Raw genomic sequence first — 13,385 nt, 5'->3', positions numbered from 1 at the left:
CTCTCAGATCCGAGCCTTGAGACAGAAGAAGCTTTTGCCTTCGTCCATTTCGAGGAAATCATACTCGATGGGTTCGCTGGCGCGGCGCGCGATCTCGATCAGCCCGATGTTGGCGCCCCGCGCGCCCTCTTCCGGGGTTTCGCGCAGCTGCTCCCGGTAATAGGTCTTGAGGGCGTCCTTGTCCAAGCCCTTCAGATATTCGAGCCGGTCGCGCAGGCGCGGCACATCGGCGTTGTAGACGGTGTTGCCGCAGACGATGAAGACCTTCCCGCCTTCCATGCCGATGGTGACCATCCCGGCGCTCAGCTCGACCGGCTTCTCGCGCGCGCCGGTCATCTTCTCGGCCGAATAACGGATGATGTTCTGCATCTGCTCGACGAAGACCGCGAAGACCCGGCGGACCGTCGGGCCGTCGGTTTCCTCCAGGGTCATCTTCTCCCGCAACGCCTCTCCCAAGGAATAGAGTATCCCCTCGGACAGATAGCCGCTGAACGAGAAAATGATGCCTTTCTCGTCGAGGTCCCGTTTGATCCCGGCATATTGCTGAGCGAGCATGGTGGAGTCCACGGTTCTTCCGTTGGAGTGCGAAAAGGCCGCCCGCCGCGTCGGAAGGGTCCGGAGCGGTGTCCGGCAATCGCGTCGGCCTTGTTATGAGCACGTTACATTTCCGCCCGCCGCGCTGGAAGGATTATCAAGGGAGGGCGGCGGCGGACCGGACGCGGTCAGCTTTTCATCGGGAGACGGACGCGGAAGACGCTGCCCTGCCCGACCGTGCTTTCGGCGCTGATCGAGCCGCCGTGCAGCAGGATGATCTGCCGCACCGTGTGCAGCCCGATGCCCGTCCCCGGCACGCCGGCCGAACCGGTTCCCCGGTAATGCCGCTCGAACAGCAGGGGCAACTCGTGCTGCGGAATGCCACGCCCCTGGTCGGCCACCTCGACCACCGCCACGCAGCCGTCGGTCTCGCCGCGCACGGCGATGCGGCAGTCGCCGTCCGAATATTTGAAGGCGTTGTTCAGCAGGTTGCTGAACAGCATGCCCAGCAGATGCCCGTCGGCCAAGACCACGGACGGCAGCCGGTCCAGATCCAGGTGGAAGTCGCAGCCGGTGTAGGCGGTGCGGAAGGGTTCCGTCACCGAGCGCAGCAGCGCCCTCAGATCGACCTCGGCCCGCTGCACCCTCAGCGTTCCGGCCTGAAGCCGCTCGTCGGTCAGATGGGTGTCGATCAGCCCGGTCAGGCGCTGGACGCTGCTGCGGATGACGCGCAGCCGTTCCAGCGAGTCCGGCGTCTCCCGCTCCGCCCGCAGCGTCAGCATCTGGGCGGCGCTGTCGATGATGGCCAGCGGCGTGCGGAACTCGTGGCTGACCATGGTGACGAACTGGCGCTGCTGCTCGCGGGCGACCAGTTCCGCCTCCAGAGCCCGCTCCACCCGCTCCTTGGCGGCGACCAGGGCGGCCTGGTTGGCGGCCAGCTCGGCCGTCCGCTCGCTCACGCGCCGCTCCAGCGACTGGTTCAGCGCCACCAGGTCCTCGTAGAGGCACACATTGTCGAAGCCGATGATGACGCGGGCGCAGAACAGCTCCAGCAGCCGGTGATCGTCTTCGCGGTAGGGCTCGCTGCGCTCCAGGGCGAAGACCGTCGTCCCGTGCTCCCGCGTGCGGAAGGCGAGGATGCAGCGGGCCGACCCGAAATTGCTCTGCTGCGTCTCGAAAGCGGCGACCACCTGCGCGGTCAGGTCGGGCTCCAGGGCGTCGGAAGCGGGCCGCCCGACGAACCGCGCGAAGCGGCCGGAACCGGCGACCACGGTGGCCCGCGTCTTGCCGTCGCCGCGGTCCACCATGCGGCAGGCCAGAACGGCGCCGCCGCTGTGGTCCACGACCTTGCTGAGCTGGTCCACCAGCTCTTCCACCAGCGTGCGCATGGAGCGGGTTTCGAACAGCGGGGCGGAGGCGGCGAGGATGCGCTCCAGCCCCTGGCGGTGCCGCTCGATGGTCACGATGTCGCGCCACGCCCGCAGGCCGCTGACCAGCGTGGTGAACAGACGCTGGGCGGTGAGTTCGCTCTTGGCCTTGTAATCGTTGATGTCGTAGGCGACGACCACGTCCCGCTCCGGCGCCTGTCCGGGCTGGCCGGTGCGCAGGATGATGCGCATGCGGTGGTTGTTCAGGTCCTCGCGGATGAAGCGGACCAGACGCAGTCCGGCGTCGTCCGTCTCCATCACCACGTCGAGCAGCGCCACCGGGATGTCCGGGCGGGTCAGCAGGAGCGACCGGGCGGCCGCGGCCGACAGGGCGCTGACCACCTCGAACGGCCGGTCCTCGAACTCGAAATCGCGCAGCAGCACCTCGGTCATGGTATGGACCTGGGGATCGTCGTCGACCACCAGGACGGGCCACGGGTCCGCCGGCCGGGCGTTGGCCGCGGAGTCGTCGGCGAAGCCGTCGTCGGGTCCGAACAACGGTTCGTCGTCCAGACCTTCGTCCATATCCTGGCCCATGCTCTCCTCCACGCACGACCTACCCAAATGGTTCCGCATCGACGGACAAGGAAGGCACCAAAGCGGTACGAGACCTAAGCCGACCCGTCCAGGGCTGTAGCAAATTGTCACAAAACGCCATGCATTAGAGGCACCTAGCACGAATTTGGGCCGATTCTGCCCTTTGATGAATACCCAAGTATTACTTTAATCTTTTATACTCTCCGAAAACGAGGGAGTTTGCCCGCGTATGGACATGGACCTCAAGGGCGGGGACCTCAAAAATGGGGATTCCAATGGTAGGGACCTGGACGGCATGACCTCGGACGCCACGACCCTGGACGGCACGAATCTGGACGGTGCGCCCACCGGCCGTTACGCGGCGTTCCGCCGGTTCCTCTCGCGCTTCGACCACCATCCCGGTGCGTCGCGGGCCGCGGACCGGACGGTCGGACTGCCGGTGCGCGCCATGCTCCTCGGCCTGCTGTCCAGCCGGCGGCAGGCGCACACGCGCCGCCTCTGGGCGCGTTGGCTGGAACCGGTGATGCTGCGCGATCCGGTCCTGCTGTCGGTCGCGGAGCCGCTGCCCGGCTGCATCCGCGTCCTCGACACCGCCGGCTGGTGGCCGGCCCTGTCGCGGCGCATGGACGACCTGCCGGCCACCGTGCAGAACCGTCTGGAGAACCGGTTGGTCAACGGCGCCCTCGACCGGGTGCTCGCCTCGCCGGAGATGGTGGATTGGGCGGACGTCCTGCGCGACCGCTCGCTGGCCGTCCTGGACGCGCTGCGCACCGACCCCACCGCGCTCGCCCTGTTCCTGGAGGAGGCCAACACCCACCGCATGCGCGCCGCCAGCACCCTGGCGATTCCCGGCGGAGTGGCCATGCTCCGGCCGCTGGACGGCATGGACGTGGACACGCTGGCCGCCGCGCTGCGCCTGTCCGACGGATGGCGGACGCTGGGCGGGCGGGCGCCGGACATGGAGATCGACGAGTTGCTGGCCTGCGTGCGCGGCGCCCTGGCCAGCGACAGCGTCCCGCCGGAGGCGATGGCCCTGTTCGCGGTGGCCGGTCTCTACACCCGCCGCGACCCTCTGCTCGGCGCGGCGCTTCGCGCGCTGCTGCCCCTGCCGCTGGTCGATGCCGCCGCCGCGTGGCTGACGGCGCACAGCGAGGAGACGGACGGCGGCGTTTCGGACCTTACCGCGCTTGGCGGCGGCCCGGCGCGCGGTTCCGACCGCGGCCTGCGGGACCTGTTCGAAGCCGCGCGGCGGTCCGGACAATCCCCGTCCCCGGCGTCCGCCGAACGGCTGGGGCTCCCCATGGCCGGGGCGGTGGACGCGCCCGGCGCTCCGGGTGTGCGCTGATGGCTCGGATGGTGATGCGATGAACATGGACACCTTCGCCCTCGCCGTTCTGGTCCTGTGCGTCGGCGCGCTCGGCCTGTCCGTGGTCTACGAGGCCTCGCGCCTGACCGCCTCCGGCAGCCGCAAGGCGCTGGTGCGGCGGAAGCTGGAGGCCCAGGCCGCCGACCTCGCCGCCCTCGACCGCCGGATCGAGGACGCCCGGGCCGAAAGCGCCGCCCGGCAGGAGGCCCTCGACCGGCTGACCGCCGAGCGCGGGCGCCTGACCGGCCTGATCGCGTCGGTGAAGGCGTCCAAGATCGCCCTGGTGCACGAGATCGGCGACGCCCAGAGCGGCGCCCAGCGCTATGAGAGCGAGTTGCGCACCGTCCCGGATTTCGCCCGGCTCGATCCCCGGCGCATGCTGTTCGCGCGGGCGATCTGGGATCGCCGGAACATCGCCCGCGTCTGGGCCGACACGCCGGACGCCGCGGCGGCGATGCTCCAGCGCGCCTTCAGCGCGCGCAACGGCGTCCTGTCCTCGCGGCCCGAGACGATCCCGTTGATCCCGGCGGCAAGCGGGGCCAACGACGGCGCACGGCCGGTCTCCCCATGACGGCGATCATCCTCTACGCGGCGCTGCTGCTTCTGGCGACCAGCGTCCTGGTGAACCGGATGGGCGAACGCCGCGTCCGAGCGGCGCGCGACGAGATCGCCACCGCCGAAAAGGACATCCGGACCATGGAGCAGCGCCTCCAGGAGGCTCGGAAGACGCTGGAGACGACGCGCGGAACGCTGGGGGGCCTGGAGGAGGCGCTGGTCGAGGCCAAGCGGCAGGTGGAAGTCCTGGAACGGCAGCTCGACGCGGTCCAGCAGGCGCCTATGGAACTCTTCCATGTCTTCGACCGGCTGGAGGCGCGGCCCGGAACCATCTGGGAGGTGACGGTGCGCCGCGCCCCCGACGCGCTTTACACCAGCGGCGCCATGGCCGCCTCCTGGCGCGACGGGCGGGCCTATCTGGTCGTCGCCGCCAACCAGAAGGAGGCGCTGGATCGCGTTGCCCAGCGCTTCCCGCGCGTCAACGGCTACGAGATCGGGCCGGTCCTGACCTGCCGCCTGTTCCTGCCCAAGGACGCGGCGGAGCGCAAGCGGGCCTGACGCGCCTTGTGAGGCCCGCCACAGCGCGGGGAGAACGCCGCGGCTAGAGTGGATCGAACGCCCCTCCCGCCCTGGTGACCGCCATGCTCCGCCGCACCGCAACGCCCCCGCAGCCCTCCTCCCCGTCGCAGCCGGCCACCCGCGAACGCCCCGCGCCCGGCTTCACGGTCCTGCCGCTGGACGACCGCCGCTGCCCCCGCCGCGAAGTCGCGATGCTGTGCGAAACCGACAGCGGCCATCGCTGGGAGGGCGCTTGAGCACAGGGCTTGGCCACGGGTCTTGACCGGACCGCCCGCATCCCTATATCCCGGTCGCCCTCCCGTGAGGACGACCTCACCACGGCACGCCCGCACCGGGCGTGGGGAGTTCGGCGGGGACGACCCTGCCTCCAATCCATCGGAGGTGTTCCGTGTCCTGGGTCATCCTGTTCTTTGCCGGCCTCTTTGAAATCGGCTGGGCCGTCGGTCTGAAGCAGACGGAGGGGTTCACCCGCCCCATTCCCACCGCCCTGACCGTCGCCTCGATGGTCATCAGCCTCGCCCTGCTTGGGATGGCGCTGAAGTCGCTGCCGCTCGGCACCGCCTACGCCGTGTGGACCGGCATCGGAACGGTCGGCACCGTCATCCTGGGCATCTGGCTCTACGGGGAATCCGCCGACATCCTGCGGCTCGGCTGCATCGCGCTGATCGTGGCGGGCATCCTCGGGCTGAAGCTGATCACGCCCTGACCCGTCAGGCGCGCTCCTTCCGCAGGACCGCGCGCGCGGCGTAGCCGATCCCTCCGGCCAAGGCAAGGCCGGCGAGGAAGGCGAAGCCGCGCGCCGCGGTTCCCATGGTGTTCAGCGACAGGCGCTCCTCCTGCCCGGTGAAGCGCCCGTGCGTGCGGTGCAGGCCGGACACCGGCTCGAACAGGTTGTCGGGCCGGCCCGGCGCTTCCGCCTCCTCCGTTTCCTGCCCCTCGAAGGCGGTGAAGGCCACCCGGTAATCGGCGTAGGCGGGAAGCGCCTGGGTGCCGAGGATTGCCTCGGCGGTGGTGAAGCCCAGCCAGTGTTCCCGCTTGGGGTCCGCGGCGGCCCGGACGATGGCGCGGCCGATGTCGTCGGGGTCGAAGATGGCGCCGACCGGCCGCGCCCGGCGCGGCATGTGGCTGCGCGCCCAGTCGAACTGCGGCGTGTTGACGGCGGGCAGATGGACCATGGTCACCCGCAGGCGGCTGCCGTCGTGGATCAGTTCCGAGCGCAGGCTGTCGATGAAGCCGCGGATGGCGCTCTTAGCGCCGCAATAGGCGGCCTGGAGCGGGATGGAGCGGTAGGCCAGCGCCGACCCGACCTGAAGGATGAGGCCGCGGTCGCGCGGCAGCATGCGGCGCAGCGCCGCCATGGTGCCGTGGACGGAGCCGAGATAGGTCACCTCGGTCACCCGCCGGATTTCCTCGGGCGTCAGGTCGCGGATGCGGCCGAACACCGTCACCATGGCGTTGTTGACCCAGACGTCGATGGGACCGAGCGTCCGCTCGGCCTCGTCGGCGGCGGCCTCCACCGCTTCGGCGTCGGCCACGTCGGCGGGCAGCACCAGCGCCGTGCCGCCGAGCCGCTCGATCTCCGCCGCCACCGCCTCCAGAGCGTCACGGGAGCGGGCGATCAGCCCGACCGCCGCACCCCATTCCCGCGCGAAGGCGAGCGCCGTCGCCCGCCCGACCCCGGCAGACGCTCCGGTGACGACGACGACGGGCCGGGTCCGGCCGGCAATGGGGCTTGTGGGCATGGCGGCAGGGCTCCATGGGCTGGGACGAGCATCGACGCTGTCCCAACCCGCCCGAAGCCCGCCGGTTCCGCCAACGTGGGTCCGGTGACGCCGTTACGCTTACGGCGCCTCGACGATCTCGAAATCGTGGGTGATCGCGGCGGTGGCGCCCAGCATGATCGAGGCGGAGCAGTATTTCTCCGCCGACAGGGCGATGGCGCGCTCCACCTTCGCCGGGTCCAGGCCGCGCCCGGTCACCACGAAATGGACGTGGATCCTGGTGAAGACCTTGGGGTCGGTCTCGGCGCGCTCGGCCTCGATCTCGGCCACGCAGTCGGTGATGGCCTGACGGCCCTTCTCCAGGATCATCACCACGTCGAAGCCGGTGCAGCCGCCCATGCCGATCAGCAGCATCTCCATGGGACGGATGCCCAGGTTGCGCCCGCCCGCCTCCGGCGCGCCGTCCATGACCACGGCGTGGCCGCTGCCGGACTCGCCGACGAACATCCGCCCATCAACCCACTTCACCCGCGCCTTCATGGCGGTCTCCCGATTATTGTTCGTCTTCCAATGGATGGCAGGGCTTGCAGCCGGTCGGCCAGGGCTCGCCCAGATCCTCCACGAAGCAGGTCCAGGATGGGCTTTCCAGCCGGATGCAGGCGCCGCCGGCAAAATTCAGGATCAGGGCGCCCTCCGCCGCCTCGACGGAGAGCAGCTCCAGGATCTGCGCGCGGTCCTTCATGTCGAGGCCGCGCAGCTTCACGGCCTTCACCCCCTCGATCCGCACGCCGCAATTGACGCGCTCGAAGGGGTTCAGGTGATCGTCGTCGGCGGTGGGGCCGGGACGGCGCTTGCCCGCCGTCTCCCACTTGAAGCGGTTGGCCACCAGCACGAAGCGCGCCTCTTCGGGCAGGAAGCACATGTCGCCGATCGGCAGGATGGCGTCCTGCAGACAGGCGGAGACGACTTTCAGATCCTCGGCATCCTGGGCGCGCAGGCGGATCGGCGTGGCGGACATGAGCTTCCCTTCGCTGTGGACGGCTGAGCAGGCGCAGGACGCCGTCAGTCGTCCTCCGCCCGGATGCGTTCGATGTCCGCGCCGCAGGCCGCCAGCTTCTCCTCCAGCCGCTCGTAGCCGCGGTCGAGGTGATAGACGCGGTTGACCGTCGTCTCCCCTTCCGCCGCAAGACCGGCCAGGACCAGCGACACCGACGCGCGGAGATCCGTCGCCATAACGGGCGCGCCGGTCAAACGCTCCACACCCCGGACGAGGGCGGAGGAACCGTGCACCGTGATGCGGGCTCCCATGCGGGTCAGCTCGGGCGCGTGCATGAACCGATTCTCAAATATGGTCTCGGTGATCATGCCTGCACCCCTGGCCGTGCACATCAGGGCCATCATCTGGGCCTGAAGGTCGGTGGGGAAGCCGGGATAGGGCTCGGTCATCACGTCCACGCCGACCAGCTCGCCGTTGGCGCGGGACACGCGGATGCCCGTCTGGCCGTTGGTCTCGATCTCCGTGAACTCCACGCCCGCCGGGACCAGGGCGGTCACCGCCGCCTTGATCAGGTCCAGGCGGGTGTTCAGGATGTCCAGCGTGCCGCCGGTCATCGCCGCCGCCATGGCGTAGGTGCCGGTCTCGATGCGGTCCGGCACCACCATGTGGCGGGCGCCGTCCAGCCGGTCCACGCCGACGATGGTCAGCCGGTCGGTGCCGATGCCGGTGATCTTCGCGCCCATCTTGACGAGGCATTCGGCGAGGTCGGTGACCTCCGGCTCGCGGGCGGCGTTGACCAGCACCGTGGTGCCGCGGGCCAGCGTGGCGGCCATCAGCAGGTTCTCGGTGGCGCCCACCGACACCTTGGGGAACACGTATTCCGCACCGCGCAGGCCGCCCTGCGGCGCCTTGGCGACGATGTAGCCGCCCTCGATGCGGATGTCCGCACCCATGGCCTCCAGGCCCTTGATGTGCAGGTCCACCGGGCGCGCGCCGATGGCGCAGCCGCCGGGCAGCGACACCTTGGCCTCGCCGCAGCGGGCGAGCAGCGGGCCGAGCACCAGCACGCTCGCCCGCATCTTGCGGACGAGGTCGTAGGGGGCCGTGGTGTTGGTGATGTCGCGGGCGGTGAACTCCACCACGCGGCCGGCGCAATCCCCGCCCGCCCCGGCCATGTGGATCGCGACGCCGTGCTGGAGCAGCAGGTTGCACAGCGTGTTGATGTCCGCGAGGATCGGCAGGTTGGTGAGCGTCAGCGTCCCGTCGGTGAGGAGCGCCGCGGTCATCAGGGGCAGCGCCGCGTTCTTGGCGCCGCCGACCGTGATCGACCCGTGAAGGGGCTTGCCGCCGCGGATGCGGATCTTGTCCATGAAGCTGTCTTGTCCGGTCAGATGCTGTCGAAAAGGCCGAAGCCCGGCGGATTAGGCCATCTTGCGGGTCCGAGGGTCCGGCGACAGGCCCGTCGTCGGCGGACTCCTCGGGTCTTACGGGGATTGAATCTGTCAGGCGTTGTAGCGGAGCATGCGGGCGCGCTCAAGGGAAGGAATTGAGGCTTTTTCTCATGGAAGCCCTTCTCCCGCCGCAATTGAAAGGACGGACCGCGTGACACAGGACAGCGCCCGGGACAACACCCAGGACAGCATGATGGCCGGGCTGACCCTCTCCCTCTCCGGACGGCTCGACCCGGACGAGGTGAAGCAGATCCACGGCGCACTGCGCGCCTTCAACGAGCGCTTCACCGCCCCCTACGACCTGCGGGAGATCATGATCACCGTCCGCGACGCGGACGGGGCGCTGATGGCCGGCCTGACCGGCTACACCAACTGGGAGTGGCTGTATGTGGACTATCTGTGGGTCCATGACAGGCGGCGCGGCGGCGGTCTCGGCGCCCGCCTGCTCGCCGCCGCGGAAGAGGAGGCGGTGAAACGCGGCTGCCGCTGGTCGCGCCTCTACACCTACGATTTCCAGGCGCCGGGCTTCTACCGCAAGCAGGGCTACGAGGTGTGGGCGGAGATGGAGGGCTACCCGCCGGGGCACACGCAGATCTGGCTCAGGAAGGCTCTGCCGCGGGACGGGGAATAGCCTGCACGGCGGCCTCGTTGCGCTTCAGGAAGACGATCACCGCGCAGACCACCGCCATCCCGGCCAGTTGGGGCGGCTCGAAGCTCTCGCCCAGCAGCAGGAAGGCCGTCACCCCGGCGAAGACGGGATCGAGCATGCCGATCACCGTCGCCGGGAACGGCTCGATGGTCTTCAGCCCCTCCAGATAGAGCCAGTAGGGCGCCACCGTGCCGAAGACGCCGATGAACAGCACGAAGCCCACGGTCTCCCAGGTCACCTCGACCGCCGCGTAATCGATGGCCGGGGTGGCGAGCAGCCAGAACAGCGCCGACAGGAAGAAGGGCCAGAAGGTCATCGACCAGCTGTCCAGCCCCCGCCGGTGGCCGTGGGCGCAGCGGACGTTGTAGGCGGCGAAGGACACGGCGCAGAGCATCCCCACCGCCGCCCCCAGCGCGTTGCCCGACCACAGGGCCGGGTCGTAGGCGCCGACCAGCAGGAAGCAGCCGGCGGCGTTGCCCGCCAGGATCAGCGCGACCGCCCGGTTCATCCGGTGGGTGCCGAGCAGCAGCCCGGCGGCCACGATCAGCATGGGCGCGGTGTATTCCAGCATCAGCGCCAGCGCCACGTTGGTCAGGGCGATGGCGTAGAAGAAGGTCAGGTTGACCAGCGTCAGCCACACCGCCAGCTCGCCCAGGAACGGCAGGTCCACCCGCCGCACCCGGATCGGCCGGCCGAGCGCCAGCATGATCAGGGCCAGGGCGGCGGCGGACACCATGGCGCGCACCGCGATCATGACCAGCGGCGGCATGGCGGCGACGAACATCATCTTGGCCGCCGTCCCGGCCACGCCGAACAGCAGCGCGGAGGCGACGATGCAGCCATACCCCCACAGGCGCGCCCGCGCCGGATCAACCGCCATAACCCTGCCCTGCCCCGTTCCGGATCGGCGGCAACGATAGCGTGCGCCCCGCGCCGAACCGATGCGGCAAATGCGTCACGGACACCGAGGGGTCAGCCCGGCTGGCCGTCCTTTTCCCGCCCGCGCGCCTGTTCCTTGCGCTTGCGCAAATTCTCGCGCAGGCGGGCGGCGAGCCGGTCCTGCTTGTCGTCCTTCTTCGGCGGGACGGCGGCGGGAGTCTTGGTCTGGTCTTCCGTGGTCATGCGGCGCTCGCGGCAAGCGGGACCGGGGCGGCGGCGCTGCCCCAGCGGCGGTTCCAGTCCTGGAACATCAGCACGTTCCAGAGCCGGTGCTGGTTGTTGCGGGTTCCCGCCAGATGCTCCGCCCAGCAGGCGCGGATCGGCGCGGGGTCGAGGAAGCCCTCCCGGCGCAGCCGCCCCTCGTCCAGCAGATCCTCCGCCCAGTCGCGCAGCGGGCCGCGCAGCCAGCCGTCCAGCGGAATGGCGAAGCCGGCCTTGGGCCGCTCCACCAGAGCCGGCGGGACATGGCGGTAGAGCACTTGCCGCAGCAGCCACTTGCCCTTGCCGTCGCGCAGCTTCTGCGAGGGCGGCACACGCCACGCGAACTCCACCACCCGGTGGTCGAGCAGCGGCACGCGCGCCTCCAGCGACACGCCCATGCTGGCGCGGTCCACCTTGGCCAGGATGTCGTCCGGCAGGTAGGTGACGCTGTCGAGATGCTGCATGCGCTCGACGAAATCGGGGATGCCCGCCGCCAGCCCGTCGTCCCAGGCCGGGCCATGCGGTTCCCGCCCGCCGCGGACCAGCGCGTCGGGGTCCTGCCACTGGCTGACCAGACGGCGGTAGATGGCGTCCGGCCCGGCGGCATCCAGAACGCCGGCCAGCTTGTGCAGTTTGTCGCCGGTCTGGCGCGGGCGCCGCCCCTCGGGGATTAGCCCGGCCAGCGCGTCCCATCCGGCGGGCCGGACGGCGCGGATCAGCCCGGCGGCGCCGCGCCGCAGACCGGCGGGAAGGCTCGCCATGCGCCGCCACAGGGCGGGCGCCGTGAGGTAGCGGTTGTAGCCGGCGAACAGCTCGTCCCCGCCGTCGCCGGACAGGGCCACGGTGACGGAGCGCCGGGTCATCTCCGACACCAGCAGCGTCGGGATCTGCGAGCTGTCGGCGAAGGGCTCGTCGTACCAGTCGGCCAGCTTGGGGATGATCTCCAGCGCGTGGCTGGCCTCCACCCGAAGCTCGGTGTGCTCGGTGCCGAGATGGGCGGCGACCGCGCGGGCGTGCACCGCCTCGTCGTAGCCGTCCTCGCCGAAACCGATGGTGAAGGTGCGCACGGGCCGCGCGCTCTGCGCCTGCATCAGCGCGACGACGGTGGAACTGTCGATCCCGCCGGACAGGAAGGCGCCCAGCGGCACGTCGGCCATCATCTGCCGCCCGACCGCATCCTTCAGCAGCGATTCGAGCGCATCCGTCGCCTCGGCGTCGGACAGCGACAGCCGGTCGGCGATGCCGGCGCGCGCCGCTTCGCCCGCGCTCCAATAGACGGTGCGCTCCGGCTCGCGCCCCGGTCGGACGGTCAGGATGCTGCCCGGCTCCAGCTTGTGGACGCCCTGGTAGATGCTGTGCGGCGCCGGGACGTAGCTGAAGCGCAGATAGGCGGACAGCGCGTCGCGGTCGATCTCCGCCGCGAAGGCGGGATGGGCGCGCAGCGCCTTGGGCTGGGAGCCGAACAGCAGCGCACCGCCCATCCGCGCCCAGTAGAGCGGCTTCACCCCCAGATGGTCGCGGACCAGATAAAGGGTGCGCTCACGACGGTCCCACAGGGCGAAGGCGAAGATGCCGACCAGCCGGCGCACGGTGCGCTCGACGCCCCAGGCGGCGCAGCCCTCCAGCAGGACCTCGGTGTCCGAATGGCCGCGGAATTGGTGGCCGGCGGCTTCGAGTTCCGCCCGCAGATCCTGGAAATTGTAGATCTCGCCGTTGTAGGCGATCACCCAGCGCCCGTCCGCCGATTCCATCGGCTGGCGGCCGAGCGGTGACAGCTCCAAGATGGCGAGCCGCCGGTGGCCGAGCGCGATCCCGGCCTCCCCGTCCGCCCACACGCCGTCCCCGTCGGGGCCGCGGTGGGCGATGGTGTCGGCCATGCGCCGTGCTGTGGCTTCAAGCCCGGGCACGGAGCCCGCTCCGGAGCCGGGGCTGGGGCCGGCCAGGAAGCCGCAGATTCCACACACGGCGCGCCCTCGCCCTTAGTGGTCGGACCGGTGCAGGATGCTGTCGCGCAGGCCCGTCTCGTAGGCCATGCCCTCGGCGGTCACGACGCCGTAGCCGGCGTCACGGCGCAGCATGCCCTTGCGCTCGAGGATGGTCCAGACGGCCTCGTTGGTCAGGCCGGTGGCGTCGCGGGAGGCGACGACGGCGCTGCCCAGATGGAAATGGTTGCCATGGGCGTGCGGCAGGTTGGTGACCTGGAAGGCCCCCTCCTCGCCCTCGACCGGCTTCTGCTCCAGACGGGCGAGTTCCTGAAGGAGGGTCAGCGTCTTGAGCTGCAACGGGTTGAGGTTCGCGGGATTCTTCTTCGGCGGCATGGCTGTCCGGCTCGGCAACGTGATTAAGGTTGCGGCAGTAGATCGGGTGCGCCCGGCGGCTGTCAAGCGGTGGAGGATGTTTGCGGACTGGCGTCCGGTCCCCGGGTCGGG

16 protein-coding genes are annotated in these 13,385 nt (G+C 70.1%); 6 read left to right on the top strand and 10 right to left on the bottom strand.

Going from position 1 to position 13,385, the window contains the following annotated elements; all coding sequences use genetic code 11:
- Nucleotides 1–3: 3 nt before the first annotated feature.
- Both TSH58p_RS16550 and TSH58p_RS16545 read right to left on the bottom strand, forming a co-directional pair.
- Entirely contained in the window at nucleotides 4–567 is a 564-nt protein-coding gene (locus tag TSH58p_RS16550) for a SiaB family protein kinase (RefSeq protein WP_247873986.1), read from the bottom strand.
- A gap of 155 nt (nucleotides 568–722) precedes the next feature.
- Nucleotides 723–2,498: a DUF3369 domain-containing protein gene (locus TSH58p_RS16545; protein ID WP_109069643.1), complete on the bottom strand. Its 1,776-nt coding sequence runs from the start codon at nucleotides 2,496–2,498 to the stop codon at nucleotides 723–725.
- Between the two features lie 295 nt (nucleotides 2,499–2,793).
- On the opposite strand from TSH58p_RS16545, the gene TSH58p_RS16540 reads away from it, so the two are divergent.
- The 5 genes from TSH58p_RS16540 (at nucleotide 2,794) to sugE (ending at nucleotide 5,704) form a co-directional block, all read left to right on the top strand.
- Nucleotides 2,794–3,843, top strand: coding sequence for a hypothetical protein (locus TSH58p_RS16540; RefSeq protein WP_146205854.1), 1,050 nt, complete (start codon nucleotides 2,794–2,796; stop codon nucleotides 3,841–3,843).
- A gap of 19 nt (nucleotides 3,844–3,862) precedes the next feature.
- Entirely contained in the window at nucleotides 3,863–4,435 is a 573-nt protein-coding gene (locus TSH58p_RS16535) for a hypothetical protein (protein WP_109069641.1), read from the top strand.
- On the top strand, nucleotides 4,432–4,977 hold the full coding sequence (locus TSH58p_RS16530; RefSeq protein ID WP_109069640.1) for a hypothetical protein: 546 nt from the start codon (nucleotides 4,432–4,434) through the stop codon (nucleotides 4,975–4,977). The genes TSH58p_RS16535 and TSH58p_RS16530 overlap by 4 nt, the downstream gene beginning before the upstream one ends.
- A gap of 83 nt (nucleotides 4,978–5,060) precedes the next feature.
- Nucleotides 5,061–5,234, top strand: coding sequence for a hypothetical protein (locus TSH58p_RS16525; protein WP_158282587.1), 174 nt, complete (start codon nucleotides 5,061–5,063; stop codon nucleotides 5,232–5,234).
- A 152-nt stretch (nucleotides 5,235–5,386) separates the two neighbouring features.
- Nucleotides 5,387–5,704: a quaternary ammonium compound efflux SMR transporter SugE gene (gene sugE / locus TSH58p_RS16520; RefSeq protein WP_109069639.1), complete on the top strand. Its 318-nt coding sequence runs from the start codon at nucleotides 5,387–5,389 to the stop codon at nucleotides 5,702–5,704.
- Nucleotides 5,705–5,708: 4 nt separating this feature from the next.
- Here the strand turns inward: sugE and TSH58p_RS16515 are convergent, their stop codons facing one another.
- The 4 genes from TSH58p_RS16515 to murA all read right to left on the bottom strand — a co-directional run bounded on the left by TSH58p_RS16515 (nucleotide 5,709) and on the right by murA (nucleotide 9,086).
- Entirely contained in the window at nucleotides 5,709–6,740 is a 1,032-nt protein-coding gene (locus TSH58p_RS16515; RefSeq protein WP_109069638.1) for an SDR family oxidoreductase, read from the bottom strand.
- 99 nt (nucleotides 6,741–6,839) lie between these two features.
- Nucleotides 6,840–7,259: an OsmC family protein gene (locus TSH58p_RS16510; protein ID WP_094307333.1), complete on the bottom strand. Its 420-nt coding sequence runs from the start codon at nucleotides 7,257–7,259 to the stop codon at nucleotides 6,840–6,842.
- A 13-nt stretch (nucleotides 7,260–7,272) separates the two neighbouring features.
- Complete coding sequence (locus tag TSH58p_RS16505; protein WP_109069637.1) at nucleotides 7,273–7,737, bottom strand: DUF2948 family protein; 465 nt, start codon at nucleotides 7,735–7,737, stop codon at nucleotides 7,273–7,275.
- 44 nt (nucleotides 7,738–7,781) lie between these two features.
- Nucleotides 7,782–9,086, bottom strand: coding sequence for a UDP-N-acetylglucosamine 1-carboxyvinyltransferase (gene murA, locus TSH58p_RS16500; protein WP_109069636.1), 1,305 nt, complete (start codon nucleotides 9,084–9,086; stop codon nucleotides 7,782–7,784).
- Nucleotides 9,087–9,318: 232 nt separating this feature from the next.
- On the opposite strand from murA, the gene TSH58p_RS16495 reads away from it, so the two are divergent.
- The gene (locus TSH58p_RS16495; protein WP_247873985.1) at nucleotides 9,319–9,798 is read left to right on the top strand and encodes a GNAT family N-acetyltransferase; all 480 of its coding nucleotides are present in this window, start codon (nucleotides 9,319–9,321) and stop codon (nucleotides 9,796–9,798) included.
- Here the strand turns inward: TSH58p_RS16495 and TSH58p_RS16490 are convergent.
- From TSH58p_RS16490 to TSH58p_RS16480, 4 genes are all read right to left on the bottom strand, one after another.
- Nucleotides 9,767–10,696, bottom strand: a complete 930-nt coding sequence (locus TSH58p_RS16490; RefSeq protein WP_109069635.1) for a DMT family transporter — start codon at nucleotides 10,694–10,696, stop codon at nucleotides 9,767–9,769. The genes TSH58p_RS16495 and TSH58p_RS16490 overlap by 32 nt on opposite strands.
- A gap of 92 nt (nucleotides 10,697–10,788) precedes the next feature.
- Nucleotides 10,789–10,938, bottom strand: coding sequence for a hypothetical protein (locus TSH58p_RS33140; RefSeq protein ID WP_158282586.1), 150 nt, complete (start codon nucleotides 10,936–10,938; stop codon nucleotides 10,789–10,791).
- The gene (gene asnB, locus TSH58p_RS16485; protein WP_348981724.1) at nucleotides 10,935–12,920 is read right to left on the bottom strand and encodes an asparagine synthase (glutamine-hydrolyzing); all 1,986 of its coding nucleotides are present in this window, start codon (nucleotides 12,918–12,920) and stop codon (nucleotides 10,935–10,937) included. The genes TSH58p_RS33140 and asnB overlap by 4 nt, the downstream gene beginning before the upstream one ends.
- A gap of 15 nt (nucleotides 12,921–12,935) precedes the next feature.
- Nucleotides 12,936–13,274, bottom strand: a complete 339-nt coding sequence (locus TSH58p_RS16480) for a hypothetical protein (protein ID WP_014240524.1) — start codon at nucleotides 13,272–13,274, stop codon at nucleotides 12,936–12,938.
- Nucleotides 13,275–13,385 lie beyond the last annotated feature (111 nt).

This window comes from Azospirillum sp. TSH58 (assembly GCF_003119115.1).
In the GTDB taxonomy this organism is placed as follows: Bacteria; Pseudomonadota; Alphaproteobacteria; order Azospirillales; family Azospirillaceae; genus Azospirillum.
The sequence above is the reverse complement of the archived record's forward strand: the minus strand, read 5'-3'. Positions and strand labels throughout refer to the sequence as shown.